Origin of the sequence: Vibrio sp. 10N.261.52.C2, from assembly GCF_041471425.1 — a bacterium.
Classification (GTDB): Bacteria; Pseudomonadota; Gammaproteobacteria; order Enterobacterales; family Vibrionaceae; genus Vibrio; species Vibrio crassostreae_C.
The window spans coordinates 23,425-47,576 of sequence record NZ_JBFROH010000019.1 but is presented as its reverse complement, the minus strand read 5'-3'; the positions used below and the strand labels follow the sequence as shown (position 1 = coordinate 47,576).

22 protein-coding genes and 1 pseudogene are annotated in these 24,152 nt (G+C 43.6%); 17 read left to right on the top strand and 6 right to left on the bottom strand.

Annotated elements, in window-relative coordinates:
- Positions 1-59: 59 nt before the first annotated feature.
- The 3 genes from AB4307_RS08045 (at position 60) to AB4307_RS08035 (ending at position 2,387) form a co-directional block, all read left to right on the top strand.
- Positions 60-1,292: a glycosyltransferase gene (locus AB4307_RS08045; protein ID WP_372111464.1), complete on the top strand. Its 1,233-nt coding sequence runs from the start codon at positions 60-62 to the stop codon at positions 1,290-1,292.
- Between the two features lie 202 nt (positions 1,293-1,494).
- Entirely contained in the window at positions 1,495-1,956 is a 462-nt protein-coding gene (locus AB4307_RS08040; protein WP_010429747.1) for a YeeE/YedE family protein, read from the top strand.
- Entirely contained in the window at positions 1,956-2,387 is a 432-nt protein-coding gene (locus tag AB4307_RS08035; RefSeq protein ID WP_016787649.1) for a YeeE/YedE family protein, read from the top strand. The genes AB4307_RS08040 and AB4307_RS08035 overlap by 1 nt, the downstream gene beginning before the upstream one ends.
- Before the next feature lie 163 nt (positions 2,388-2,550).
- Here the strand turns inward: AB4307_RS08035 and AB4307_RS08030 are convergent, their stop codons facing one another.
- On the bottom strand, positions 2,551-3,426 hold the full coding sequence (locus tag AB4307_RS08030; RefSeq protein ID WP_017064569.1) for an endonuclease/exonuclease/phosphatase family protein: 876 nt from the start codon (positions 3,424-3,426) through the stop codon (positions 2,551-2,553).
- A gap of 303 nt (positions 3,427-3,729) precedes the next feature.
- On the opposite strand from AB4307_RS08030, the gene nrdD reads away from it, so the two are divergent.
- Together nrdD and nrdG are read left to right on the top strand one after the other, a co-directional pair.
- The gene (gene nrdD / locus AB4307_RS08025; RefSeq protein ID WP_017064570.1) at positions 3,730-5,850 is read left to right on the top strand and encodes an anaerobic ribonucleoside-triphosphate reductase; all 2,121 of its coding nucleotides are present in this window, start codon (positions 3,730-3,732) and stop codon (positions 5,848-5,850) included.
- Between the two features lie 155 nt (positions 5,851-6,005).
- Complete coding sequence (gene nrdG, locus AB4307_RS08020) at positions 6,006-6,476, top strand: anaerobic ribonucleoside-triphosphate reductase-activating protein (protein WP_017058260.1); 471 nt, start codon at positions 6,006-6,008, stop codon at positions 6,474-6,476.
- A gap of 142 nt (positions 6,477-6,618) precedes the next feature.
- Here the strand turns inward: nrdG and AB4307_RS08015 are convergent, their stop codons facing one another.
- Positions 6,619-8,046, bottom strand: coding sequence for an MATE family efflux transporter (locus tag AB4307_RS08015; RefSeq protein WP_372131571.1), 1,428 nt, complete (start codon positions 8,044-8,046; stop codon positions 6,619-6,621).
- A gap of 169 nt (positions 8,047-8,215) precedes the next feature.
- Between AB4307_RS08015 and AB4307_RS08010 the strand changes: the two are divergent.
- The 4 genes and pseudogenes from AB4307_RS08010 to AB4307_RS07995 all read left to right on the top strand — a co-directional run bounded on the left by AB4307_RS08010 (position 8,216) and on the right by AB4307_RS07995 (position 13,110).
- A pseudogene (locus tag AB4307_RS08010) lies at positions 8,216-9,055 on the top strand (AraC family transcriptional regulator).
- Between the two features lie 242 nt (positions 9,056-9,297).
- Positions 9,298-10,482: an amino acid aminotransferase gene (locus AB4307_RS08005; RefSeq protein ID WP_017064572.1), complete on the top strand. Its 1,185-nt coding sequence runs from the start codon at positions 9,298-9,300 to the stop codon at positions 10,480-10,482.
- An 11-nt stretch (positions 10,483-10,493) separates the two neighbouring features.
- Positions 10,494-11,180: a putative ATP-dependent zinc protease gene (locus tag AB4307_RS08000; RefSeq protein ID WP_017069095.1), complete on the top strand. Its 687-nt coding sequence runs from the start codon at positions 10,494-10,496 to the stop codon at positions 11,178-11,180.
- Positions 11,181-11,502: 322 nt separating this feature from the next.
- Entirely contained in the window at positions 11,503-13,110 is a 1,608-nt protein-coding gene (locus tag AB4307_RS07995; protein ID WP_080582218.1) for an ABC-F family ATPase, read from the top strand.
- Between the two features lie 137 nt (positions 13,111-13,247).
- Here AB4307_RS07995 and AB4307_RS07990 read toward each other — a convergent pair whose 3' ends face one another.
- Positions 13,248-13,772, bottom strand: coding sequence for a hypothetical protein (locus tag AB4307_RS07990; protein ID WP_017060115.1), 525 nt, complete (start codon positions 13,770-13,772; stop codon positions 13,248-13,250).
- 98 nt (positions 13,773-13,870) lie between these two features.
- Entirely contained in the window at positions 13,871-14,263 is a 393-nt protein-coding gene (locus tag AB4307_RS07985) for a YgiW/YdeI family stress tolerance OB fold protein (protein WP_017064574.1), read from the bottom strand.
- A 278-nt stretch (positions 14,264-14,541) separates the two neighbouring features.
- Here AB4307_RS07985 and AB4307_RS07980 point away from each other — a divergent pair, with 278 nt between their 5' ends.
- From AB4307_RS07980 to modC, 4 genes are read left to right on the top strand one after another with little or no spacing between them, the layout of a single operon-like run.
- Positions 14,542-16,008, top strand: coding sequence for a cobyric acid synthase (locus AB4307_RS07980; protein ID WP_017069093.1), 1,467 nt, complete (start codon positions 14,542-14,544; stop codon positions 16,006-16,008).
- Positions 16,009-16,064: 56 nt separating this feature from the next.
- Positions 16,065-16,823, top strand: coding sequence for a molybdate ABC transporter substrate-binding protein (modA, locus tag AB4307_RS07975; protein WP_372131569.1), 759 nt, complete (start codon positions 16,065-16,067; stop codon positions 16,821-16,823).
- Complete coding sequence (gene modB, locus AB4307_RS07970; protein WP_017060110.1) at positions 16,824-17,522, top strand: molybdate ABC transporter permease subunit; 699 nt, start codon at positions 16,824-16,826, stop codon at positions 17,520-17,522. It begins immediately after the preceding gene.
- A complete protein-coding gene (gene modC, locus AB4307_RS07965) occupies positions 17,519-18,625 on the top strand; it encodes a molybdenum ABC transporter ATP-binding protein ModC (protein ID WP_372114585.1) in 1,107 nt (368 codons plus the stop codon). The genes modB and modC overlap by 4 nt, the downstream gene beginning before the upstream one ends.
- Before the next feature lie 311 nt (positions 18,626-18,936).
- Here modC and AB4307_RS07960 read toward each other — a convergent pair whose 3' ends face one another.
- Positions 18,937-19,374: a DUF3069 domain-containing protein gene (locus AB4307_RS07960; protein WP_017060108.1), complete on the bottom strand. Its 438-nt coding sequence runs from the start codon at positions 19,372-19,374 to the stop codon at positions 18,937-18,939.
- Positions 19,375-19,505: 131 nt separating this feature from the next.
- Between AB4307_RS07960 and AB4307_RS07955 the strand changes: the two genes are divergently transcribed.
- Positions 19,506-20,477, top strand: coding sequence for a diguanylate cyclase (locus tag AB4307_RS07955; RefSeq protein WP_170791831.1), 972 nt, complete (start codon positions 19,506-19,508; stop codon positions 20,475-20,477).
- 78 nt (positions 20,478-20,555) lie between these two features.
- Positions 20,556-21,566 (top strand): Solitary outer membrane autotransporter beta-barrel domain, encoded by a 1,011-nt coding sequence (locus tag AB4307_RS07950; protein WP_029235232.1) that lies wholly within the window; start codon positions 20,556-20,558, stop codon positions 21,564-21,566.
- Between the two features lie 144 nt (positions 21,567-21,710).
- Here the strand turns inward: AB4307_RS07950 and AB4307_RS07945 are convergent, their stop codons facing one another.
- Positions 21,711-22,952: a GGDEF domain-containing protein gene (locus AB4307_RS07945; RefSeq protein ID WP_065584948.1), complete on the bottom strand. Its 1,242-nt coding sequence runs from the start codon at positions 22,950-22,952 to the stop codon at positions 21,711-21,713.
- A gap of 476 nt (positions 22,953-23,428) precedes the next feature.
- On the opposite strand from AB4307_RS07945, the gene AB4307_RS07940 reads away from it, so the two are divergent.
- Both AB4307_RS07940 and AB4307_RS07935 read left to right on the top strand, forming a co-directional pair.
- Entirely contained in the window at positions 23,429-23,797 is a 369-nt protein-coding gene (locus AB4307_RS07940) for a late competence development ComFB family protein (RefSeq protein WP_017060104.1), read from the top strand.
- Positions 23,798-23,835: 38 nt separating this feature from the next.
- Positions 23,836-24,117 carry an HlyU family transcriptional regulator gene (locus AB4307_RS07935; protein WP_004731023.1) on the top strand — a complete coding sequence of 94 codons (282 nt, stop codon included), beginning with the start codon at positions 23,836-23,838 and terminating at the stop codon, positions 24,115-24,117.
- The last annotated feature ends 35 nt before the right edge of the window (positions 24,118-24,152 follow it).

Here is a 24,152-nt window from a genome sequence, read left to right as displayed (position 1 = left end):
CTCGATTAACGTTTTATTAGGGGCTTCTGTGGCCCTTTTGTTATTTCTTAGGAAGTATTTTGAAGAAAGTTTTAGCAATTGGCTACGTTTGGCCAGAACCGAATTCATCGGCGGCTGGCAGCCATATGATGTCTCTTTTACGTCTATTTAAGAGACAAGGTTGGTCAGTTGAATTTGCAACACCCGCTCAAGAAACCGAGCACATGATTGATCTCTCTGAAGAGGGCATCACAAGCCAATCTATACAGTTAAATTGCGATAGCTTTGACGATTACATTGAAGAGCTGCAACCTGATGTTGTCATGTTTGACCGCTTTATGATGGAAGAGCAATTCGGCTGGCGCGTCGAGAAGGTATGTCCCAATGCCTTTAAGCTACTGGATACGGAAGACTTACAGTTTCTGCGTAATGCTCGACACGAAGCGGTTAAGAAAGAAACAGATCTGACCAAAGCACACTTGTACAGTGACTTGGCTAAACGTGAAATTGCCGCGATTTTGCGCTGTGATCTTTCGTTGATCATTTCAAGTTACGAGATGGAACTGCTTCAATCTGAGTTCAATATCGATCCCAAACTGCTTCATCATCTGCCGTTCATGGTTGATCTTAATACGCTTCCTGAAAGCACGAAAAGCTTTGAAGAACGTAAGCATTTCATGACGATAGGCAACTTTAGACACGCACCGAACTGGGATGCCGTACTTCAGCTACAGAAGATTTGGCCGAAGATTCGTAAACAGTTACCTGACACTGAACTTCATATTTATGGATCGTATCCGCCGCCAAAAGCAACCGCTTTGCATAACCCTAAAACTGGCTTCCATATCAAAGGTTGGGCGAAAGACGCTCAAGAAGTGATGGAAGATGCACGTGTTTGTGTTGCGCCATTACGTTTTGGCGCTGGCATTAAAGGCAAGTTACTTGATGCGATGAAGCTGCAAACTCCGAATGTAACCAGCGAGATCGGCAGTGAAGGCATGCTACCGCAAGGTGAACTGCAATGGCCGGGCGCAGTGTCAGATGATATTGATGAGTTTGTTGAACAAGCTGTCGCTCTTTATAAAGATGAAAAGAAATGGCTTAAAGCTCAAAGCCAATGTCATTCAATTCTTGAAGCGCACTATGAACAGAATCAACTGGGCGACAAATTGATCGAGCGACTGACTGCGCTAGGTTCTGAGCTTGATGCGCATCGACTGAATAATTTCTTTGGTTCAATGCTTAAGCACCATAGTATGGCGAGCACTAAGTACATGTCGCAATGGATTGCTGAGAAGAACAAGGTCAAATAGCTGTTCTTTACCAAAGACAGAATAAATCTTAAGCCCTTAGGTTAACGCCTAGGGGCTTTTTTCATGCAGGGCGCTTGTTAATTCCAGACTTACAAAACGACACATACTCGCAGTACATTAGCATTGACTAATTTATATTTATTAGTAAACTCTAATTTATAGGTTGTTATGAGTTTATGATGTTTGTGGATAGGAGAGGTTTGTGCTTAGTTTGATTCCTTGGGATGCTTTTTTCGGCGGCATGTTGTTAGGCGTGTCGGCCATTGTTTTAATGTTGGGGATTGGTCGAGTTGCTGGCATTAGTGGCATTGTCAGCCGATTATTGCCAACTGGCACCAGCAACAAAGAACGTAAAGATGCGGATACAGCAAACACCGAAAAACACTGGCGTATCGCCTTTGTTGTGGGAATGGTCGCAAGTGGTTGGCTATTAATTCCGACGGGCTACCAACTTCCGCAGTTAGAAGAGATGAATCTCGCTTTAGTGATTATTGCTGGCCTTCTGGTGGGCTTTGGTACTAAAACAGCGAACGGTTGTACTAGCGGGCATGGCATTGTCGGAATGGCGCGTTTATCTAAACGTTCTATTGTTGCGACCTGTGTATTTATGGGTGTGGCAATCGTAACCGTGTTTATCAAGAATCTGACTGGCTTGGGGGCATAATGAAAAACGCTTCATTTACTATCGTTATCGGTTTGGTCGCAGGTATTCTTTTTGGCTCTGGCATGATCATCTCAGGGATGGTTGATCCTGAGAAGGTACTCGGCTTCTTAGACATTACCGGTAACTGGGACATTAGTTTGGCATTCGTCATGGGTGGCGCGCTATTGGTCTTTGCACCGTTTTATCATCTGGTCATTAAAAAGCGCGCTAAAGCCATCAATGGCGAGCCGTTAGATAGCCGTAACAATCCGTTGATAGACAGAAAGCTGATTCTTGGATCTACAGCGTTTGGCTTAGGCTGGGGGATTGCAGGCTTTTGCCCAGGCCCTGCGGTAACCAGCCTAAGTGGCGGCAACCCGACGGTGTGGGTGTTTATGATAAGCATGCTGGTGGGAATGTGGCTGGCGGATCGTATGAACAAAACGTGTTAGTAGCAAGCTTATAGCTGATTACATTGGCTTTGACGTTATCCGTTCTGAGCTGACCAAGCATAGAGGTTGACTCGCTTTCAGCACGAAAGTCAGTCAGCCTCTTTCTATATTTACTGTTTCTATTATTTTCAGTTATCTACAATCTGCTGTTATCTAAAATCTACTATTTAATAGTCGTTGAAACTGGACAGTGGTCGCTGAGTTTGTAGTCCAGAACATCTTGTGTTTCAAATACCTTCTGCTTTGCAGGAGAAGCATTTAGCGACTCACTCACCACAATATGATCAATAACAGAGCGGAACTGATGTGTGCGATAATTGTTGCGGTTAGAGCGTACCTTACAATCTGCACGGGTCTTTCGTGTCGCTAACTGCGCATCAGTATATTGTGATAACTCTTTCCACATCCAATCTCGTGAGTAAGCGAGGTTATGGTTAAAGTCGCCAAGAATGGCGTAGTCTTCGTTATTGCGCTCTCTTTGCTTTATCCACTTGTTCAGTTGCTGAGCTTGCTCTTTTAAACGAGAGCAATCGCGGTTGGACTTATACGCTCCGCTACAACCTGCCTTTAAATGCACAGACAACATGTGAATGGGTTTAAAGTTTGTTTCTACAACGATATAGCTGGCAAACCTAAGTTTACTGTTGGATGTGGTTTCAAGCGGAAAGTCAGCGTAGTCGGTGAGGGCTACTCCTTTACGAACTGCAAATCCCGTGTATTGGTTCACTTCTTTAAATTGGCGGTTGCTGTTCTTAGATAGCGCCCGGTCAGACATCAATATCTTGTATTGATCACCAGCCACACGCTGAATGGCATTTACGTTATCGACTTCTTGAAACGCAACCACGTCTGCGTCTAAGGATTGAAAATAAGTTGCGAGTTTGTCGAAATCAGCTTGATCACGTTTGTCAGAAAACTTATTCACAGCCTCGTTGGTTGATAACCATTCGATATTCCAACTGGATATGGTCAAAGGTTCAGCAAATGTCTGGCTACTGAGTAAGCAGCCTAACATTATCCAGTTTTGAAGTCGTTTCATGCCAAATATCCCTAATTTTGTCTGCCAATATTGATGAGCCGTTATCCTACAACACTTACCAAAAATTCAACTCTTTTTAGGAGTTTTTTTATTGTTACATTGTTTCTTTTCGACTTGAGAACTAGCGTAATAATATTGAATTGATCTTAGTCAGCGTTCTCTTTTTATTGATCCAAATCAATACTCAAAGTTGGTGGTTCTCGTTAAATACGCCACAATATCTAGTGTTAGTTAAACGATAAATCGCTCTATATAGTGTGTTTGTGGATAAGTCTGTGAATACCTCAAGAGTAAGGAGAAGTGGTGAAATCAATCGTAATCAAGCGTGATGGCTCAAGAGCTCCATTCAGTAGAGATCGCATCCAAGCTGCAGTGGAAGCAGCATCAGACAAAGCCGATAAGGAAATTGCTATTTATGCACTGAATGTGGCATTAGCAGTTGAGTTGAAGCTCGAAGACTACGATGAAGTTCATATCTCTGAAATTCAAACCATGGTCGAGAACGAGCTAATGCAGGGACCATACAAGTCTCTGGCTCGTGCCTACATTGAATATCGTCATGACCGCGACATCGCCCGTGAGAAGCAAAGCGCTTTAACTCGTGAGATCGAAGGTTTGATCGAAGAAAGTAACGTTGATCTAATCAATGAAAACGCGAACAAAGATGGTAAAGTAATCCCAACTCAGCGTGACCTGCTGGCGGGTATCGTGGCTAAACACTATGCGAAAACTCACATTTTGCCACGTGATATCGTACATGCTCACGAATGTGGTGATATTCACTACCACGATCTAGACTACGCACCGTTCTTCCCAATGTTTAACTGCATGCTTATCGATCTGAAAGGCATGTTAACGCATGGCTTCAAGATGGGTAACGCGGAAATCGACACACCTAAGTCTATTTCTACGGCGACAGCGGTAACCGCGCAGATCATCGCGCAAGTGGCGAGTCACATCTACGGCGGCACAACGATTAACCGCATCGATGAGGTTCTTGAACCTTACGTTATGGCGAGCTACGAGAAGCACTTATCGCTAGCGAAAGAGTGGGACATTCATAGCCCAGAAGCTTTTGCTATCTCTCGCACAGAGAAAGAGTGTTACGACGCGTTCCAATCTCTGGAGTACGAAGTAAACACGCTGCACACCGCTAATGGTCAAACACCATTCGTGACGTTTGGTTTTGGTTTAGGTGAAAGCTGGGGCTCGAAATTGATTCAGCAATCAATCTTGAAAAACCGCATTGCAGGTTTGGGTAAGAACCGTAAAACAGCCGTGTTCCCTAAACTGGTATTTGCGATCAAAGATGGTTTGAACCACCAGAAGCAAGATCCAAACTACGACATCAAGCAATTAGCGCTAGAGTGTGCGTCTAAGCGTATGTACCCAGACATTCTTAACTACGACAAAGTAGTAGAAGTGACAGGGTCATTTAAAACTCCTATGGGTTGTCGTAGCTTCTTGAATACTTACGAAGAAAATGGTGAGTTGATTCACGAAGGCCGTAACAACTTAGGTGTTGTTAGCTTGAACTTGCCACGTATTGCGATTAACGCAAAACAAGATATGGCTAAGTTCTACGAACTGCTTGATGATAAACTCAAGCTGGCTCGTCGTGCATTAGAAACTCGTATTTCTCGTCTAGAAAACGTGAAAGCACGTGTTGCTCCAATCCTATACATGGAAGGTGCATGTGGCGTTCGCTTGAAAGCAGACGACTCTATTGCCGATATCTTCAAGAACGGCCGCGCGTCTGTTTCTCTTGGTTACATCGGTATCCACGAAGCAATGACTGCGCTTTACGGCACAGACGTTCACTTGTACGACGACGGTGAAATGCGTGCTAAAGCGCTTGAGCTGGTGGAATACATGAAGCGTGAAGTGGAATCTTGGACGAAAGAGACAGGTTACGCATTCAGCCTATACGGCACACCAAGTGAAAACCTATGTAGCCGTTTCTGCAGCATCGACACTAAAGAATTTGGTGTGATTGATGGTGTAACAGACCGTGGTTACTACACCAACAGCTTCCACCTAGATGTGCAGAAGAAAGTGAACCCATACGACAAGATCGATTTTGAGATGCCTTATCCAGAAATCTCTAGCGGTGGTTTCATTTGTTACGGTGAATTCCCGAACATGCAGAAGAACATCGAAGCACTAGAAAACGTATGGGATTACAGCTACACACGCGTACCTTACTACGGCACGAATACACCAATTGATGAGTGTTACGAATGTGGTTACAACGGTGAGTTTGACTGTACAAGCAAGGGCTTTACGTGTCCTAAGTGTGGCAACCACGACTCAACCAAAGTATCGGTAACACGCCGTGTTTGTGGTTACCTTGGTAGTCCAGATGCACGACCATTTAACTTCGGTAAGCAAGAAGAAGTTAAACGCCGAGTGAAGCATCTTTAGTAAGCTCTAAGATTATTAGCTAGCTTACTTAGAAGAGCTACGTTTCAAGAAATATGATTGGTATCGGCGCTATGTCGATACCAATTCATTTGTTTCAACTCTCGCTACTTTTCGAGTTAAACCATTAAGCCATCACGAGTTCTCAATACTGCCTTATGAATTATCACCAATATCACCCAATCGACGTTGTAAATGGCCCTGGAACACGCTGCACTTTGTTTGTGTCGGGTTGTGTACACCAGTGTCGCGGGTGTTATAACCAATCGACGCAAAGGTTGGACTCTGGGCATTTGTTTACTCAAGAACTGCAAGACCACATTATCGCTGATCTCAATGATCCGCGAATTAAGCGTCGTGGCTTGTCACTTTCTGGTGGTGATCCTTTGCATCCTGCAAACGTATCTGAAGTGCTTAAGCTTGTTCAACGCGTAAAAGCAGAATGTGAAGGCAAAGACATCTGGATGTGGACGGGTTACGAGCTCGATGAGCTTGATGAAAAGCAAAAGCAAGTACTTGAATACGTAGATACTTTGATTGATGGTCGTTTTGAACAAGATAAAGCGGATCCAATGTTGGATTGGCGTGGTAGTTCAAACCAAATCATCCATCGATTTACCGACTTATAAGCTTGTTCTAATTCAGGACTCTTGTAAAAGGAATAGAAACAGGAAAAAGGACATCATCGTTAGCGCAATGCTACAAATCAGCCCTTGGGTGTGAGTTCTTTTGATTCTATCGCCTGCACGTCAGTGTCGGTTTGGCGCTTGCTTAAATAGGAATGTGCTCAGGCTCGTCGATTAGGTTGTTTATCCATTTCTTGGATTGAATCCTATGACTGGTCAGAATTATTTTGGCGAGCTCTTCCAGCAGTACAATCATCAAAACCCATTCTAGCGGCCAACCCAACACCAGCGCAGTAAAGTAGGCAAGGGGGATACCGATTGCCCATTGGCCAAACAAGTCGATGAATATACTGTAGTTGATGTCTCCACCACTTTTCAGCACGCCACCAATACCAACCATATTGAAGACTCTTAGTATCATGCCGAGTGCCATGACTAAGGTGACGTTAACGGCCGTGTCTTTAAGCTCTAAGTGAGTAAGGCCGATCATGTATACGATCGCGGGTTTAGCAAACCAACACACCAAGGCTAATATAGCCGCAAGCCCACAGCTGACCAATACATAACCCCATGCGGTGTTCTCAACACGTTGATAGTTCTTCGCGCCGATCTCGTTGCCTAGAATGATCGAAGCGGCGACCGCAAACCCCATGAACGCCGAGATCAAGATACTTTCTACTGGCGATAACAGCGAAATGATCGCAAGCTCTCCAACACCCATTTGCCCAACTATCACGTTATAAATAAGAATCCCGCCCGCCCATGCTGTGTCATGAACCAACATAGGTATTGCTATCGTGAAGTACTTCTTTCTATGCTTCGGTAATATCGCTTCTCGCCAATTACTTAATGTCGGGAATAGATGCGCGTAGTGTTTCTTCGCCATGATAAGCAGCGCTATCGTCTGAAAGAATCGAGACACCGTGGTGCCAATAGCCGCACCAACTACGCCCAGTTCTGGAAATCCAAACAAACCAAAGATCAGCAATGCATTGAGAATCGCATTAACGATGATTGCCCAAATACTGATCTTGGTGGGTAGCTTGGCTTCGCCGACCGATCGCAGTGCGCTTTCTAAGGGCACTACGATCGCGGTACCAAAAAGGCTGGCTCCTGTTATCCAAAGGTAATCCGTTGCCAAGCGGACGTAATCAGGGTCTGAGGCCACCACAGACACGACTGATTCAGGAGCCAATGTATAAATCAACACAAAGGGGATGATGGTAAAGACAGACAATGCCCATGACTGTGCTAATGTGCGTCTAATTCCGTTGAAATCTCCCGCACCGAAATATTGCGAAGCTAGCACACTGACAGCGCCGCTAATCCCGGATACCATGATCAAGTTGAAGAAAAATATGCGGTTACCCACACCAACCGCCGCAGTTGCAGAGTCACCCAGTTGGTTAACCATAAAAATATCGACCACGCCGAGTAATGAAAACAACATGGTTTGTAGCGATACAGGCAAACCGATGTGTAAAAGCTTTTGCCAAAAATCTTTGTCTAGATGAAGATATGTCGAGCGCATCGCATTTCCCCTGTGGTTAATATGCGAGAAGTTTATCGGCATTTGTTTAGGCTGTATTGTTCAGGTTCATCACAAACTTTTGCCAAACTATCTATTTTCAAAAGCTGTCTATTTGTCAAAACGATCTGTTTTCAAAATCATCTATTCCAAAACTATCGAATGACTAAAGTGGCGATTTAATTGCAGGCAAACCTAATGAGCGACCAGTGAAATGAGTGAGAAACACGAACGGTACGAGATCTCTGATCAGACACACCAAGAGTTTGTCGATCAAAGCCATGTATTGGCATTCGAAGAATTGGGTATCGTTCAGTGTGGGACGGCGTCGTGCCGAGATTTCTTTTCTGTCCATCGGAAGAATCCACAGAAACACATGCTGCTTTACACGGTTAGGGGCAAAGGGTGGTTAGAAAGTGGGGCGTGTCGCTATATTCTAGAGCCGGGGTCGTGAATTACTGTGCCTGCAGGCGTTGAGAATGGCTTTGGGATTGAAGAAGAAACATGGCAGATAGCGTGGATCTTTCTATCGCCTGATAAGCATTGGGATAATGTCGTCAATGATGAAGTGAGTTATACGCTCTCTCCTGCAGCCGAAGTCGTCTCGTCTTGTATTCATACCTTGCTGAGAAGTATTGCCTTGCCCATTGATTTAGGCGGAGCGATTGCCATTCACAGCGTAGCCCAAATAGAGTTCATGATTAATGCACCAGTCCCGCAGCAACAGTCTCGAAATTTGATTCGCTTGAGACGTGTGTTCGACAGTGTTCAAAAGCAGCTTCATAAAGAGTGGAATGTGCATGAGCTAGCAAACCTATTTCCTTGTTCAGAGCCGCACTTCCATCGTTTGTGCCAACGTTATTACTCTCATAGCCCGATGACTCATATTATGCGTATGAGAATGGAATACGCTGCAAGGCTGCTCAGGTCGAGTGATTGGTCGATTCAACACATTGGCGAGATAGTTGGATATCCCAATGCCGCTAACTTTAGCACTCGGTTTAAGGCTTGGTCAGGAATGACACCAAGACAATTCAAACAGAGTGCCCAGTAGTAATCTTAATAGAGCACGTGCAAACATAAGAATATAGGAACATAAGACGCATAGAAATAAAGCAATTTGAATTGTGCAATGGGTCATTAGGTGTTTGAAATTTGCACTATTTATCCGTTTGAAACGACCAATCTCTGATTACTTATGGTAACTAAGCGCTTCTATTAAAAAATGTTTCTGATTTTAGTACGAAAATGTTAACGTGAAATCCATTACTTGAATTTCAAAGGGTTGTGACTTTCATGTTTTCACATCTACCAAAACCAACTTTAGATCCAATTCTATCTCTTTCTGTTGCTTACCGCGGCGATACTCGTACTGATAAAGTCGATTTAGGCATTGGCGTTTACAAAAACGACCAAGGCGAAACTCCGATCATGAAAGCCGTTTCTAAGGCTCAAGATATCGTTGTTGAGACTCAGAAAACCAAAGCTTACGTTGGCCTAGCAGGCTGTGAAGAGTTCAACCAGAGCATGGTTGATCTGCTGCTTAAAGGGACTTCTGCAATGGATCGCGTTGCTGCGATTCAAACACCGGGTGCAAGTGGTGCACTTCGCATGTTGGGTGACTTAATGAAAGTTTCTCAACCAGACACCACGGTTTGGATTTCAAACCCAAGCTACGTTAACCACAAACCGGTGATGGAAGCGGCAGGCTTAAAAGTTCGATATTACAATTACTTCAGTCCTGAAACGAAGCAAGTTGATACTGCAAGAATGTTGGATGACCTTTCAAAAGCGGGTCCATCAGATGTGGTACTACTGCACGGTTGCTGTCATAACCCAACGGGTGCGGATATCGACTTTGAGGCGTGGCAGGAAATTACCAAACTATCGCAGAAAAATGGCTTCTTGCCGTTCGTTGATATTGCTTACCAAGGCTTTGGTGATGGCTTAGAAGAAGACGCAAAAGGTCTTCAACACATGGCTAACAACGTCGAAGAGATGTTGATTACGACATCTTGCTCGAAGAACTTCGGTTTATACCGTGAAAGAACGGGTGCCGCTATCGTGATTGGCAAAAACAGCGAACACGTTGGCAATGCTAAAGGTAAGCTTCTAACGCTTGCTCGTTCAACTTACACAATGCCGCCAGATCATGGTGCAGCTTTGGTTAAAACAATTCTTCAGAATCAAGAGCTAACCTCGATTTGGAAGCAAGAATTGAGTGAAATGCAGCAACGTTTGTTAAATCTGCGCCAAAGTTTATGTGATGAATTGCGAAATACTTATAACACGTCACAATTTGACTTCATTGAAAGCCATAAAGGCATGTTTAGTGTACTAGGCTTTAAAGAAACTCAAATGAATCAATTACGTGAAGAATATGGAGTCTATGGTGTTGGTGATGGACGCATCAATATCGCAGGCCTTTCCGAATCTCATATTCCTTATGTAGCAAAAGCGATAGCAAACGTTTCAAAATAGAAGGTGACTGAATGTATAATTGGAAAGCGATTGTAGTTTTAATGCTAAGTGGTGGCCTGTTTGCTTGTTCGGCTACAACTCAAGCTCCTGTTGAGCCAGAGCAAAAGCCTCAAATCGAACAACCTGTTGTGGATGACTCTTCAAAAACTGACGCAACAGAAGGCGAGAAAGTAACGGAACCTACTGAGAAGCCTGAAGAAGTAAAACCAACTGAGCCGGAAGTAAAACCTGCACCTGTTGAAAAACCAGTAGAGAAGGTTAGAAAAACAAGTGACGGCAAACTGATTCTTGGTGAAGAAGAGTGGGTGTTTGTTCCTGGTTTAAAAGAAGCGTTTAAAGCACGTGTCGATACCGGTGCAACAACCTCTTCAATCAGTGCAGTTGATATTGTTGATTTTGAACGTGACGGCAAAGACTGGGTTAAGTTCAAGATTGAACACGACGGAATTACAACTGAAGAGATCAGCTTACCAGTAGAACGCTGGGTTAAGATCAAGCAATCAAGCGCAGAAGGCACACAACGACGCGCTGTGGTTGTAGCTTCGATTCAAATTGGCGATCTAAAAGACAAAACTGAATTTACGCTAGCCGACCGAACGCATCTTTCTTTCCCACTTCTGTTGGGTAGAAGCTTCTTTAGAGATGTTGCGGTTGTCGACGTGAGCAAAAAATACGTTCAGAAGAAAATTACTAAATAACAAGTTCTGCTCGTCATCAAAGCTTTTCGTTTGAAGAGCTATAGTTTCAAAGGTGACGAGCTTAAAAGACTTTTAGTGTTGATAAATGAAATCCCTACCAGTTCTGCTGGTGGGGATTTTTTATTTACACCCCATAACGTATGAAAAGCATCTAAATGGTCTATGTTTACTATTCGTTTACTGTTTAGCCTCGACAACGTGATCGAGATCTCTATATAATCCGCGCTTCGATTTTTGTTTAATCCATACTTTCGTACTTCTTATTTAGGTTCTTGAAATAGCCTAATAATTATCTGTCAGTACACGCTTAGGAATTAGTTCTTTGATATCTACCGCGAACATCACAATGCAATTTGGCGCAGAGCCGCTGTTTGAAAACATCTCTGCTAAATTTGGTAACGGCAACCGTTATGGTTTGATCGGCGCTAATGGTTGCGGCAAATCAACGTTCATGAAAATCCTAAGTGGCGCATTAACGCCAAGCTCGGGCAACGTTTCTATCACTCCAGGAGAAAAACTGGGTGTGCTAAGCCAAGATCAGTTCGCTTTCGAACAGTACAGCGTTATCGACGTTGTGATCATGGGCGACAGAAAACTTTGGGAAGTAAAACAAGAACGTGACCGCATTTACTCTTTGCCAGAAATGAGCGAAGACGACGGCATGAAAGTCGCAGAACTTGAAAGTGAATTCGCGGAAATGGATGGCTACACAGCAGAAAGCCGTGCTGGCGACATCCTAATTCAAGCGGGTATTGAAGAAGAGTTCCATTTCGGCTTGATGCAGCAAGTAGCTCCAGGTTGGAAACTGCGTGTGCTATTGGCACAAGCTCTGTTTGCAAACCCAGATATCCTGCTTCTTGATGAACCAACCAACAACTTGGACATTCACACGATCAACTGGCTTGCTGAAGAGCTAAACCAGCGTAAATGTACAATGATCATCATTTCGCACGATAGACACTTCCTGAACTCTGTGTGTACACACATGGCAGACATCGACTACGGTGAGCTACGTGTCTACCCTGGTAACTACGAGTACTTCCTAGAAGCATCTGGCTTGATTCGTGAACAGCTTTTAGCAAGCAACGCTAAGAAAGCGGCTGAAATCAGCGAGCTTCAAGATTTCGTAAACCGTTTTGGTGCTAACGCATCTAAAGCAAAACAAGCAAGCTCTCGTGCCAAGAAAATGGATAAGATCACGCTTGATGAAGTGAAATCATCGAGCCGTATGAGCCCATCTATTGATTTTGGCGAAGGTAAGAAACTACACCGTCAAGCGCTTGAACTTCAAGACCTTGGTCACGGCTTCGATGGCGAAACATTGTTTGCCGGTGGTAACTTGCTGCTTGAAGCGGGTACTCGTCTTGCGGTTATCGGTGAGAACGGTGTAGGTAAAACCACGCTGCTACGTTGCCTAGTTCAAGAGCTAGAGCAAAACGAAGGTATCGTAAAATGGTCTGAAAACGCATCTGTAGGCTACTGCCCACAAGATAGTACGTCTGACTTTGATAACGACCTGAGCATCTTCGATTGGATCTCACAATGGCGCACAGTGAAGCACGATGACCTTATGGTACGTGGCATTCTAGGTCGCCTATTGTTTACTGCTGACGATGCGAACAAAAAAGCGCGTAACTGTTCTGGTGGTGAGAAGAACCGTCTGTTATTCGGCAAGCTAATGATGCAAGACATCAACGTGCTTGTAATGGACGAACCAACCAACCACATGGACATGGAAGCAATCCAAGCCCTGAACGACGCGTTGAAGGTTTACACTGGCACGCTTATCTTCGTAAGCCATGACCGAGAGTTCGTTTCTTCATTAGCAACACACATCATCGATGTAAAAGATCAACAGCTAGTGAGCTTCCAAGGTACTTATGAAGAGTACTTAGATCACCAGAAAAAGATGCTGATGGTTAGCTTATAAAGCAAGTCGCTGGCTCAGGTCGTGAACGACTAAAAGCCAGCGAAACTAACAAACAAAAAAGCCCCGAACATTAATATGTTCGGGGCTTTTCTATGTAATACGTTTAGCTATTTATTACTCAGTAATTGAAATCTAGATTAGAATCCGAATCGAGCCGACATTAAGATTTGGTGGCCATATGTGCCGTTATTGCGCATATCAAGACCAACAGACAGTTGATCAGTTGAATGGAAACGAGCACCGATACCCAAAATTGAACGAGTGTCATCGTTGTCGATCAGTTGACCAAGGCGTGCGTTAACTTCAACGTTTGCCATTAACCAAGCTCTCAAGCCAAGGTTAATTTCTGTTTTGATGTGGTTATCGTCATTCCGTTCAATGTTGTGCAGTAACATTTGGCCAGTAACGTCAGCAAATTGACTGATTGGGCCGTTGAATCCCATACCTACCGCTGCATCCCAATCACTTTCAAATTCTGAATCGATACGAGCAACAAAATGAGAGTTCTGAGTGAACATTGTTGTGACTTCACCACCGAAAGTACTTGGGCTAGTACCCATGCGCAGCTCGAATGTGTTGTAGTTAAAGTTGTTTGCAGACGCAGAGAATGAACACAGTGCAGCGAGTCCTAAAAGGACAGTCTTATTCGTGCAACCTAGCATGGTGACTCCATATAAATTGTATTTTGCGGCAGTATAATACAAAAAAGCCTGCAATATGCAGGCCAATTATTTGAAGTCGGTATTTTTATATTAATCGCTTATAGAACCTGGATGTGGTCCACTTCGATTTCAGGTGTCTTACCACCTTCATATTCACCGAAGATACGAACTTTTGTATCAGCGGTCAGTGGTTGTGCTAGGCGGATATCATCATCAAGTTCGATTTGAATTTCACTCTGGCCATCAGAGAAGACAAACGTGTCATTCTTAAGTTGACGAACGATCTTGCCATCCACAATTGCTTCTTGCTCTGCGAACATGCTTGTGTCGGCAAGTAGTGTCGCAACAGAAACGGTTTCAATTGGGCCAGTATAAGCAATAGCGCTTTCGTGCTTGCTGTTGACATTATTATTGCTGTTGTGGTCACTAGCCATTGCGAAAGTAGGAGCAAGGATAATAGTAGATGCGATAGCTAATACAGTTTTTTTCATGGTGAATCCCTTAATGTTGTTTTTAGTAGAAACGTTTTTCTGAATTTGAAACGTTTCTTTTCGTTAGTACGTTTTTTGTTGAAGCGTCTGTTATCGTTCACAAGCTTCGTTTCGATGGAGCTATTAAACAACACTGGGGTTGAATCCAGAGTGAGTAACACATTCATTTTCCATTCATTTTATTGAGCATCTACTCGGCAATGACGTTAAGATGGTCGCAGAGAAATATTGCCCACAGCTATAAATTGAAAATTAAGAAATTAAGGATTTAAGTACAAATGCGAGCACCATTAAGTGCCCTTATGGTTCAAGGGACAACGTCAGATGCCGGAAAAAGTGTTTTGGTGGCAGGTTTATGCCGTGTTTTGGCAAGGAAAGGAATCAAAGTGGCACCTTTTAAGCCACAAAACATGGCGTTGAACAGTGCTGTGACAAAAGATGGTGGCGAAATTGGCCGTGCTCAAGCGGTTCAGGCGCAAGCTTGTAATATAGAGCCAACCGTTCACATGAACCCTGTATTGCTAAAGCCCAACTCAGATACCGGCGCGCAAGTGATTTTGCAAGGCCGAGCGCTGAGCAACATGGAAGCGACGGGTTATCATGATTACAAGAAAGTGGCGATGGATACAGTTATCGATTCGTTTGACCGACTTTCTGAAGAATATGAAAGCGTGATGATTGAAGGTGCGGGGAGCCCAGCCGAAATCAATCTTCGTGAAAATGATATCGCTAACATGGGATTTGCTGAGAAAGCGGACATCCCTGTGATCATCGTTGCTGATATTGACCGTGGTGGCGTTTTTGCGCATCTCTACGGGACATTAGCTCTATTGTCTGAATCTGAACAAGCTCGTGTAAAAGGCTTTGTGATAAATCGTTTTAGAGGCGATATCGCACTGCTTCAATCTGGCCTAGATTGGCTAGAGGAAAAAACCGGCAAGCCAGTCATTGGTGTTTTGCCATATCTGCATGGTTTTAACTTAGAAGCGGAAGATGCCATTACCTCTGCTCAAGAGTCTTACGGAGAAGCTAAGCTTAAGGTGGCGGTGCCAGTGCTAACCCGAATCAGCAACCATACAGACTTTGACGCGTTAAGATTGAATCCTTCGATTGATTTACGTTATGTCGGTAAAGGCGAACGTGTAAACAATGCTGATTTAATTATCTTGCCGGGTACAAAGTCGGTAAGAGCAGATTTGGATTACCTAAAAGAACAAGGCTGGGATAAAGATATTCAACGCCACCTGCGCTTAGGCGGCAAAGTGATGGGTATCTGCGGTGGCTACCAAATGTTAGGTAACATCATCCACGATCCTGATGGCGTTGAAGGGGAACCCGGCAGCAGCGAAGGGTTAGGGTATCTGGATACTGAAACGACCCTTACACAGCAGAAAACCTTAACCAACGTACGCGGCACCATGACGCTGGATGGCAAAACAGCACAAGTAAAAGGGTATGAAATCCACGTAGGTAGGACTGATGTCAAAGAAACAGCCTTACCGGTTCAGTTAGAATCTGGCAGCCTAGATGGCGCTGTGAATCAAGATAACTCGATTTTTGGTACTTACTTGCATGGCGTATTCGACAACAGTGATGCGTTGTCGCTTATTTGCGAATGGGCAGGAGCCAACGATGTGACCGCGATTGACCACGAACAGCTTAAAGAGCTGGGTATTAATCGAATCGCTGATGCCATCGAAGAGTACTTAAATCTTGATCTGCTTTGGCCAGAGTTAACAGCTTAAGCCGCCATTTAGAAGTTAGCTAAAGAACTTAAACGAACAATAGATAAGTGATAACAATGAAAAAGCGAGTCTTCCTTTTAACCATGGCTTTAACTTCGGCATTGAGTTCTAGTCATCTTTTTGCTGCGGAAAAGCTACGAGTTTACGCTGCATCGTCGATGACCAATGCGGTTAATCTGTTGGTTGAAGAGTTTGAGAAAGACCATTCTGTCGATGTGATTCCTGTGTACGCGAGTACGTCGTCTTTGGTGCGACAAATCGAAAGAGGAGCACCAGCAGACATTTTTATCTCGGCAAATGAGAAATGGATGACGCATTTAGTCGATCGTAAATTGGTTTATAGTGACAATGTCACAAACCTATGTGAAAACGAACTGGTGCTGATTGCTCCTAAAGAGACATCGGTAACGTTAGACCTATCAAAAGGTGTACAATGGGCTAAACTGCTTACTAATGAAAGGCTTGCAGTGGGTAACACCATGTCGGTTCCTGCTGGTATCTATGCAAAAGAAGCGTTAGAAACGTTAGGTGTATGGGACGATGTGAAAACTCGATTGGCGCCAAGTAACAATGTTCGTATGGCCTTAGCCTTAGTCGAGCGCAGTGAAGCTAAGCTTGGCATTGTCTACAAAACGGATGCGTTGCTTTCTAAAGAAGTAAACCTAGTGTCGACCTTCCCATCAGATCTGCACACACCAATACGTTACCCTGTAGCGAAGTTGAGTGATAAAGTTGTGGCAGAAGAGTTCTATACTTTCCTAAAGAGCGAAAAAGCGAAAGACACCTTGAACAGTTTTGGATTTGAAGTGCGTTAAATGATGTATTTATCGGAATACGAATACCAAGCCTTAATGCTGAGCTTAAAAGTCGCTGGGTTTGCAATCTTATGGCTTATCCCTATCGGTATTGGCTTAGCATGGCTACTTGCTAAGAAACAATTTGTAGGTAAGAGCATTGTTGAGAGTATTGTCCATTTACCTTTGGTACTTCCACCTGTGGTTATTGGCTATTTACTGCTAGTGATGATGGGCAGGCAAGGTATCATAGGTTCGTGGCTCAATGACGTGTTTGGTATTGTATTCAGCTTTAGCTGGAAGGGCGCGGCACTCGCTTGTGTGGTTGTGGCGTTGCCGCTGATGGTTCGCTCTATTAGATTGAGCCTAGAAACCGTAGACAGTAAGCTTGAAGAGGCGGCTGCTACATTAGGCGCTTCACCTCTTCGTGTGTTTTTCACGATCACTTTACCCTTGATGATCCCAGGGGTCATTACCGGCACCATGCTTTCATTCGCAAGAAGCCTAGGGGAGTTTGGCGCGACCATCAGCTTCGTTTCAAATATTCCCGGTGAAACTCAAACCATTCCTTTGGCTATGTATACTTTTATTGAAACCCCTGGCGCTGAAATGGAAGCCGCGCGTTTGTGTGTCATTTCTATTGTGATAGCGCTGGGTTCATTGATGCTATCTGAGTGGCTCAACAAAAAGTCAGCACAACGCTTGGGAGGCAATGCATGAGTGCTTTGATCCTCCAATATCAACAACAACTTGGTGAAACGTTCTTTGATATCGACTTGGAATTACCAAGTAGCGGCATTACGGCAATTTTTGGTCGTTCTGGCGCGGGTAAAACCTCACTTATCAATGCAATCAGTGGCCTTAAACAGCCCGATAAAGGTCTGATCAGCGTATCTGGAACCACACTGTTCGATAGTGAAAATGGCATTAATTTGCCGACTCACAAACGCAACGTCGGTTATGTGTTCCAAGAGTCGCGATTGTTTCCACATATGAAGGTGGCAGCGAACCTTAAATACGGTATGAAAAGCGTCGATCAAGCGCACTTTGAGCAAATAGTCTCGCTGTTGTCTTTGGGTTCATTGCTTTACCGATACCCAGCTCGTTTGTCTGGCGGTGAGAAGCAACGTGTGGCGATTGGCCGCGCTTTGTTATCAAAGCCGAGCATTTTGTTGATGGATGAGCCTTTAGCGTCTCTCGACTTGCCTCGTAAGCGCGAAGTGATGCCATTTCTGGAAAACTTATCCGAAACCGTCCAAATCCCGATCATCTATGTCACTCATAGCCTCAATGAAATTTTACGCTTGGCAAATCACCTTGTGATTATTGACCAAGGCAAAGTGATTTCGTCGGGTGTGACGGAAGAGGTTTGGGCATCGAGAGCCATGCAACCTTGGCAATCTTTCTCAGAGCAAAGCTCGTTGTTTGAAGCGACATTAGCGGAACACAATGACGATTATGCGCTGTCTCGCCTGATGTTAGGAAAGTCGACGTCGTTATGGGTTCAGAAAGTGTCGAGTGAGCTTGGTACGACAGTGAGGCTACAAGTTAGGGCAAATGATGTCTCTATCACGCTAGAACAGCCGAAAGGAACCTCGATACGTAACATCCTTCCAGTGACCATTAAAAGCGTAGAGACGCACCAACAAGGCACAAATAAGCAGAGTGTCGAGGTCGAGCTAGAGTTAGAGTCTGGGTGCTACCTATGGGCAACCATTACATTGTGGGCGCTGGATGAGTTAAATCTAGAAATCGGGCAGCGTGTTTACGCTCAAATTAAAGGTGTGAGTGTCGCTCAAAGAGATATCGCGGTAACGCATTAAACCTGACAAGGTCAGTTTTTCGATATTGTCGCGATACTGCCTGTTATAGGTTCTGAAAATTCGATCTTGATTCCATGAATGGATACATGCGTCATTTTTATACGGTATAACTGCCAGTTTTGCGCCACACTATATGAATGTTAAAGCATATGATTTGTCGAATCATATGAACATTAGCAACAAGAACATACAGACGTAACGATCGACGAACAGAAAATAGCGGATATAAAAAAGCCGCGTGTTTAAAGAAACATGCAGCTTAATTCTAAGTAGTACTGTTAGCGCTTAGCCTAGTTTAGGCGACTAACGACTTACTTAGTAAAAACTTCTTTGAAATCACGCTTCAAGATTGCATCACGACGAGCTTTCTTGATTTGTTTAACCATGTCTTTTACACAGTTGTGTAGAACTTGGTCTAGCAGTTGAGCACGGTACTCTTCTTTTTCTTCGTCAGACATGTCTTCTGGAAGTTTAAGAGTAGGGAACTCTTCCATCACGTTAACACCAGCGAAAGCTTGGCTAACTGAGATTAGAGCGTGGAACTGCTCGAAGTTGTCTAAAACATTTTGTGCGCTTGCTGGAAGACTATCCCAAGCTTCGCGTACTGCTTCTTCAGACACTTCGTGAATAGAAGTAACCATAAAGTGCATCTCTTTTGGTACGCCATCAAATTCGATAACTTGACGAAGTTCTGGTGAGATGGTGGTTAAATCGATTTCTTGTTGTTCGTTGTTTGTAGCGTCTGACATAGTATTTCTCTTTAAAAAGAAACAATGCTAAAAAGATCTGTAAAAAAGTCAATATAATATAGAGATTAGGGCATGATTTAAGCCCAAATTTGAGCTACTTTGAATATTCAACACTAGATAAAGGTGATGTGATGATAGAAAAGGGATCTTCAATGCGCATATTGCTGGTTGATGACGTTCAACTAGACAGGATGCAACTTGCTATCCGACTCAAGCAACTGGGTCATATTGTAGAAGCTGTCGGTAGCGGAAAAGAAGCCCTGAGTGTTTATTCTGATTTTGATCCTGAACTCGTGTTACTTGATATCAGCATGCCTGATATGGATGGTTTTGAAGTGGCGAATGAGGTTCGAAGCCGATTCCCAGAATGGGTTCCCATCATCTTTCTTAGTGGTCACGAAGAACCTGAGATGATCGCAAAAGCGATTGACGCTGGTGGCGATGATTACCTGATCAAGCCAGTAAACAAGGTTGTTTTGAATTCTAAGCTGATTGCGATGCAACGTATCGCGCACATGAGACGAGAGCTAAAACAAAGCACAGCCAAACTCGAAGAACTGAACATCCTTCTGCAGCAACAAGCCAACGAAGATGGCCTGACCAAATTGTATAACCGTCGATATATGGATACTAAGCTTGAAGAGAGCATAGCGTGGCACGGAAGACGTAATATATCCATGACAGTCATACTTCTAGATGTAGACTTCTTTAAGCCTTACAACGATAATTATGGTCATATTCAAGGGGATAAGTGCTTACAAGGGCTTGCTAATACCTTGAAACAGCTGTTTGTTCGTGCGGGAGAATTTGTAGGTCGTTATGGCGGTGAAGAGTTTGTTCTGATTCTTAGCGATACAGACAGTGAAGGCGCTAAGGTACACGCGACTCGAGTTAAAGAGGCATTGCATGAGATGAACTACGCTCATGAACACTCAACGGTATCGGATAGAGTGACAGCGTCACAAGGTGTGTTGTCATTTGTGCCAGAAGGTGGCGAATCTATTGCGTCTATTTACGAAAAGGTCGATCAAGCGCTTTATCAAGCGAAGCAAAGTGGTAGAAATACCTTTGTACAACGTAACATTTTGGAGCTTGCGCGTTAGTTGGCGAGCTCTTTTAGATATTTGAATTTATACTTCTAATAGCGTTTGAGCTAGGAAGTGCTTTAAGTGATAAAAGAAATGCCACATTCGAAGTCATTTTCTATGACTAACACATCTTGGACGCTTGCGGTTCCTCTATTTTTTACCGCTTTGGCGACCACTGTTAATGCCAATACGCTATCTGATCTTTTTCGAAAGGATCTAGAGCAGAGCTTTGCCACCAGTGTATTGCTCAACGACACCGATGTTTTCACTTTTGGTATCAATAACTTTGACCCCAATAAAGTGTTTAGTTTGGACAATGAAGACATCGGTTCGAATGATTCGGTAAGTCGTCGCCAAAACATCACCTCCCTGAGTTTGCCTTACACATTTGAATTACCAAGTTACATCGAAGACAACCATCAAGAGGTGACGCTACGCTTGTCTGCATTGCGAATCGAGAACGATGTCGAGTACGCGGCAGCAAACAGAAACGATTTTCAAAAAGAGTCGGTAGTGTCTGGCTACGTCGAATTCGCGAATGTGTCCCAGCTAGACGAATATTGGAGCTTCAGCTCTGCAATCGGTAACCACATCTCTTACTACCGCAATGATTATGAATATCGCGCTTCGTTGCTAAAGCCTATTCAAGACCAACTGGATGGCGTATATCTCAATACTGATGCTTGGGCTTACATCATCGAGCCTAAAATCAAGCTGATGTACGAAGATAAGAATGACTGGGGAAAGTATAAATTGAGCACCAGTTGGCATTACTTTAATGGCATCGGCTGGGGCGAGGCGAATAATGGCAATGTCGGTCATCCTGAAGGGTGGTATATCGCCAATGAAGCCAAGGTTTTCTATGATCTCGTGCGTTGGGATAAGAACATCACTTCGATGTACTCGAGTATAAGACGAATTGATATTGGTGGTGACACCGTGGCATCTATGGGCACCACATCTTACTACGAGGGCAGTGTTGGTTGGTTGCTTAACCCAAACCTGTTTAATGAGTGGGTCGATAACGTGGGAATAGGTTTTACGATTAACTACGGAAGTAGCTTAAAAGGTGGCAGCTTGGTTATATTCTTCAACCAAGATTAAGCTCTTTTTTCCAGTTAAGCCCATACGGCCTCAAATCAATGAGGCTCGTTGAACTTGGAAGTGATAGTTATTGAAGCAGATCGCTATTAATGGCTTAAGCTATTTAGATCTCTAGCACTCAATATCTTTCGCTATCAACTATTGTTAACGGTCAATACACAGTTTGTTTCGACCGGTTTCTTTCGCTTTATACAGCGCTTGGTCAGCAAGCTTCAACACCTCTTCAGGATGTCTGGTGGTTGTACTGTCAGACAATCCAATACTCACCGTCACATTCACCACTTCCGATGGTTTGCCGTTCTTACCACGCTTTTTCATCCCCACTTCATGATCGTCAGGGCGCTCGTGACTATTGCGAATCGTCATGTCGTAGTTTTGAACCTCGGAAATCAGAGCTTGAAGGTGCTCTTTAACTTGTTCCGAATGTTTGCCTTTGAAGATAATCGTGAACTCTTCACCACCATAGCGATAAGCTTTAGCGCCGCCTGTGGTTTCTCTCAGAATGCGTGCCACCAGTTTTAACACATCGTCCCCAATGTCATGTCCGTAGGTGTCGTTGAATTGCTTAAAGTGATCGATATCGACCATCGCCATCGAATACTTACGCCCCAAGTGCTTCATATCGACTTCTAAGGCGTGTCGACCTGGAATGTTAGTCAGTTGGTCATTAAAGGCCATATCATGACTAGCAGACATCACATAGACGATGATCAACGTGCCTGACAGCGAGAACATGGTGCTCGAGATGTACTGAATATCGAAGAAGATGAACGTACAAGAAGAAAGCAGGATAGCGCTATAAACCACAACATCGATAGAGCGGTTATACACCAACACGAGAATGGCAGTAAGGCCAAGCAAGCAAAGGCTATACAGCACTAAAACAAAAGGCAGTTTGGAGAAGTCTCTGACAATAAATAGAAGACCATCACTCCATGATTCAAAACCGCCGGCATGGAAGTGAGAGACGATCAATTGTGCCCACACCATAAACAGAACAAGAACGATGGCGTAGAGCAGCATCGACTTTGAGTTTACGCCGTTATCAGGGAAGGCATAAACAAGTAAGCAAGTGACAGGTACTAATGCCGCAAGTAACGAGAGCTCTAATAGCGTTGTGCCAGTATTGAGAGGCGTTTGTAAGCGAACTTGGATGATCAGATAAGCGACAAGCATGGTCACCGATACCATCGCCATTCGACCTTGTCTGAACGTATGGCATAGCAGAACCGCAACGCTCAATAAAATGTAAGGGAGGTTGCTAGCAAACCCTAAATTTGAGTCCGTCACGAGAATGACGTTGTCCATACCAACGAGCAAAATTGTTAACAGGACTAAAGGGAAGCAAAATCGAAACATGCTCGACGTTACAAAAGATGATGCCATTTATGTGGTGAGCCTAACTATATTGATGATCTTATTATTTAATACTATGCGTAGGATACGGTTAAACAAGCGATTGCCAAGCTTTTTGCCTAAATTAGAGCAAAAACATAGTCATAGGTCGCTATTGGTGCAATCATTTTTATATGTATTTTGAGTTGCTATTAACCTTAGAACGAACTACACAGTATATATGAGAAATTAATTAGTCGTTATAGATACTTAACAAAATCTGCTCTGCTGCTCTTACGTTGGCGCTGTCACTTAAAGGGCTTGATGATCAGTTATCATTGAGTGACCTTTTCATTAAGCGACGAAGATCTGTAATGAAGTCAGAGTAAGATTAAATAATGCCTAAGTTTCAACTATGGACAGTAAAACCTATAACTGAGTTATAGAAAGCTATTAGGAATTGCATGGTTTCAAGTGACTTTAGAAACGACTGCGACTAGAAAAACCGCTACAAATGGAGGTGTGGTATGCAAATTAGTGTTGATGTACATAACTATATGGAAACTCTGGTCGGTCATGTATTGGCTACCGAGGAATATGTGTCTAGTTATACCAACGAACAGTTGGCCGATCTCGCGTGCTTGGCTTTGGGCCAGCTAAAACCTATCTATATTCGTTTTGATATCGATTTTCTGTCAGCATTGCCAGAAGACAAATTGGTGCTCTATAAACGCAATAGTGAGATCGCGGTCAAAAATGCAGAAAGTATGATTATTGACGATCGAAGACGTGAACGTGATGACAATGTGCCTGTTATATTTAGTCAACACAATTTTGACGATGACGTAGAATTGCAATGGTATGAAAAGCCGTTGTTGAACCGTAAACAGTCATGATAGTTTAGGGTGAATACGGTCATTTAAGGAGTAAAAACGTGGGATTCTTTTCTAGATTATTTGGTGGCAAAGAAAAAACCGAACAAAAAGTAGAGATTGAGCCAGTCGAATATAAGGGTTTCAATATCTATCAAGATGCCATTGCAGAATCTGGTCAATACCGTGTTGCTGGGCGAATCGAGAAAGAATTCGATGGTGAAATCAAAACTCACCGTTTTATTCGTTCAGATGTTGTTTCAAACAAACAAGATGCCGACGAATTGATGCTCAAAAAATCGCAGATGTTCATCGACCAAATGGGCGACAATATATTTAGCTAGCCAATTAGGGTTAGAATTGATGTTGGTCATAATTT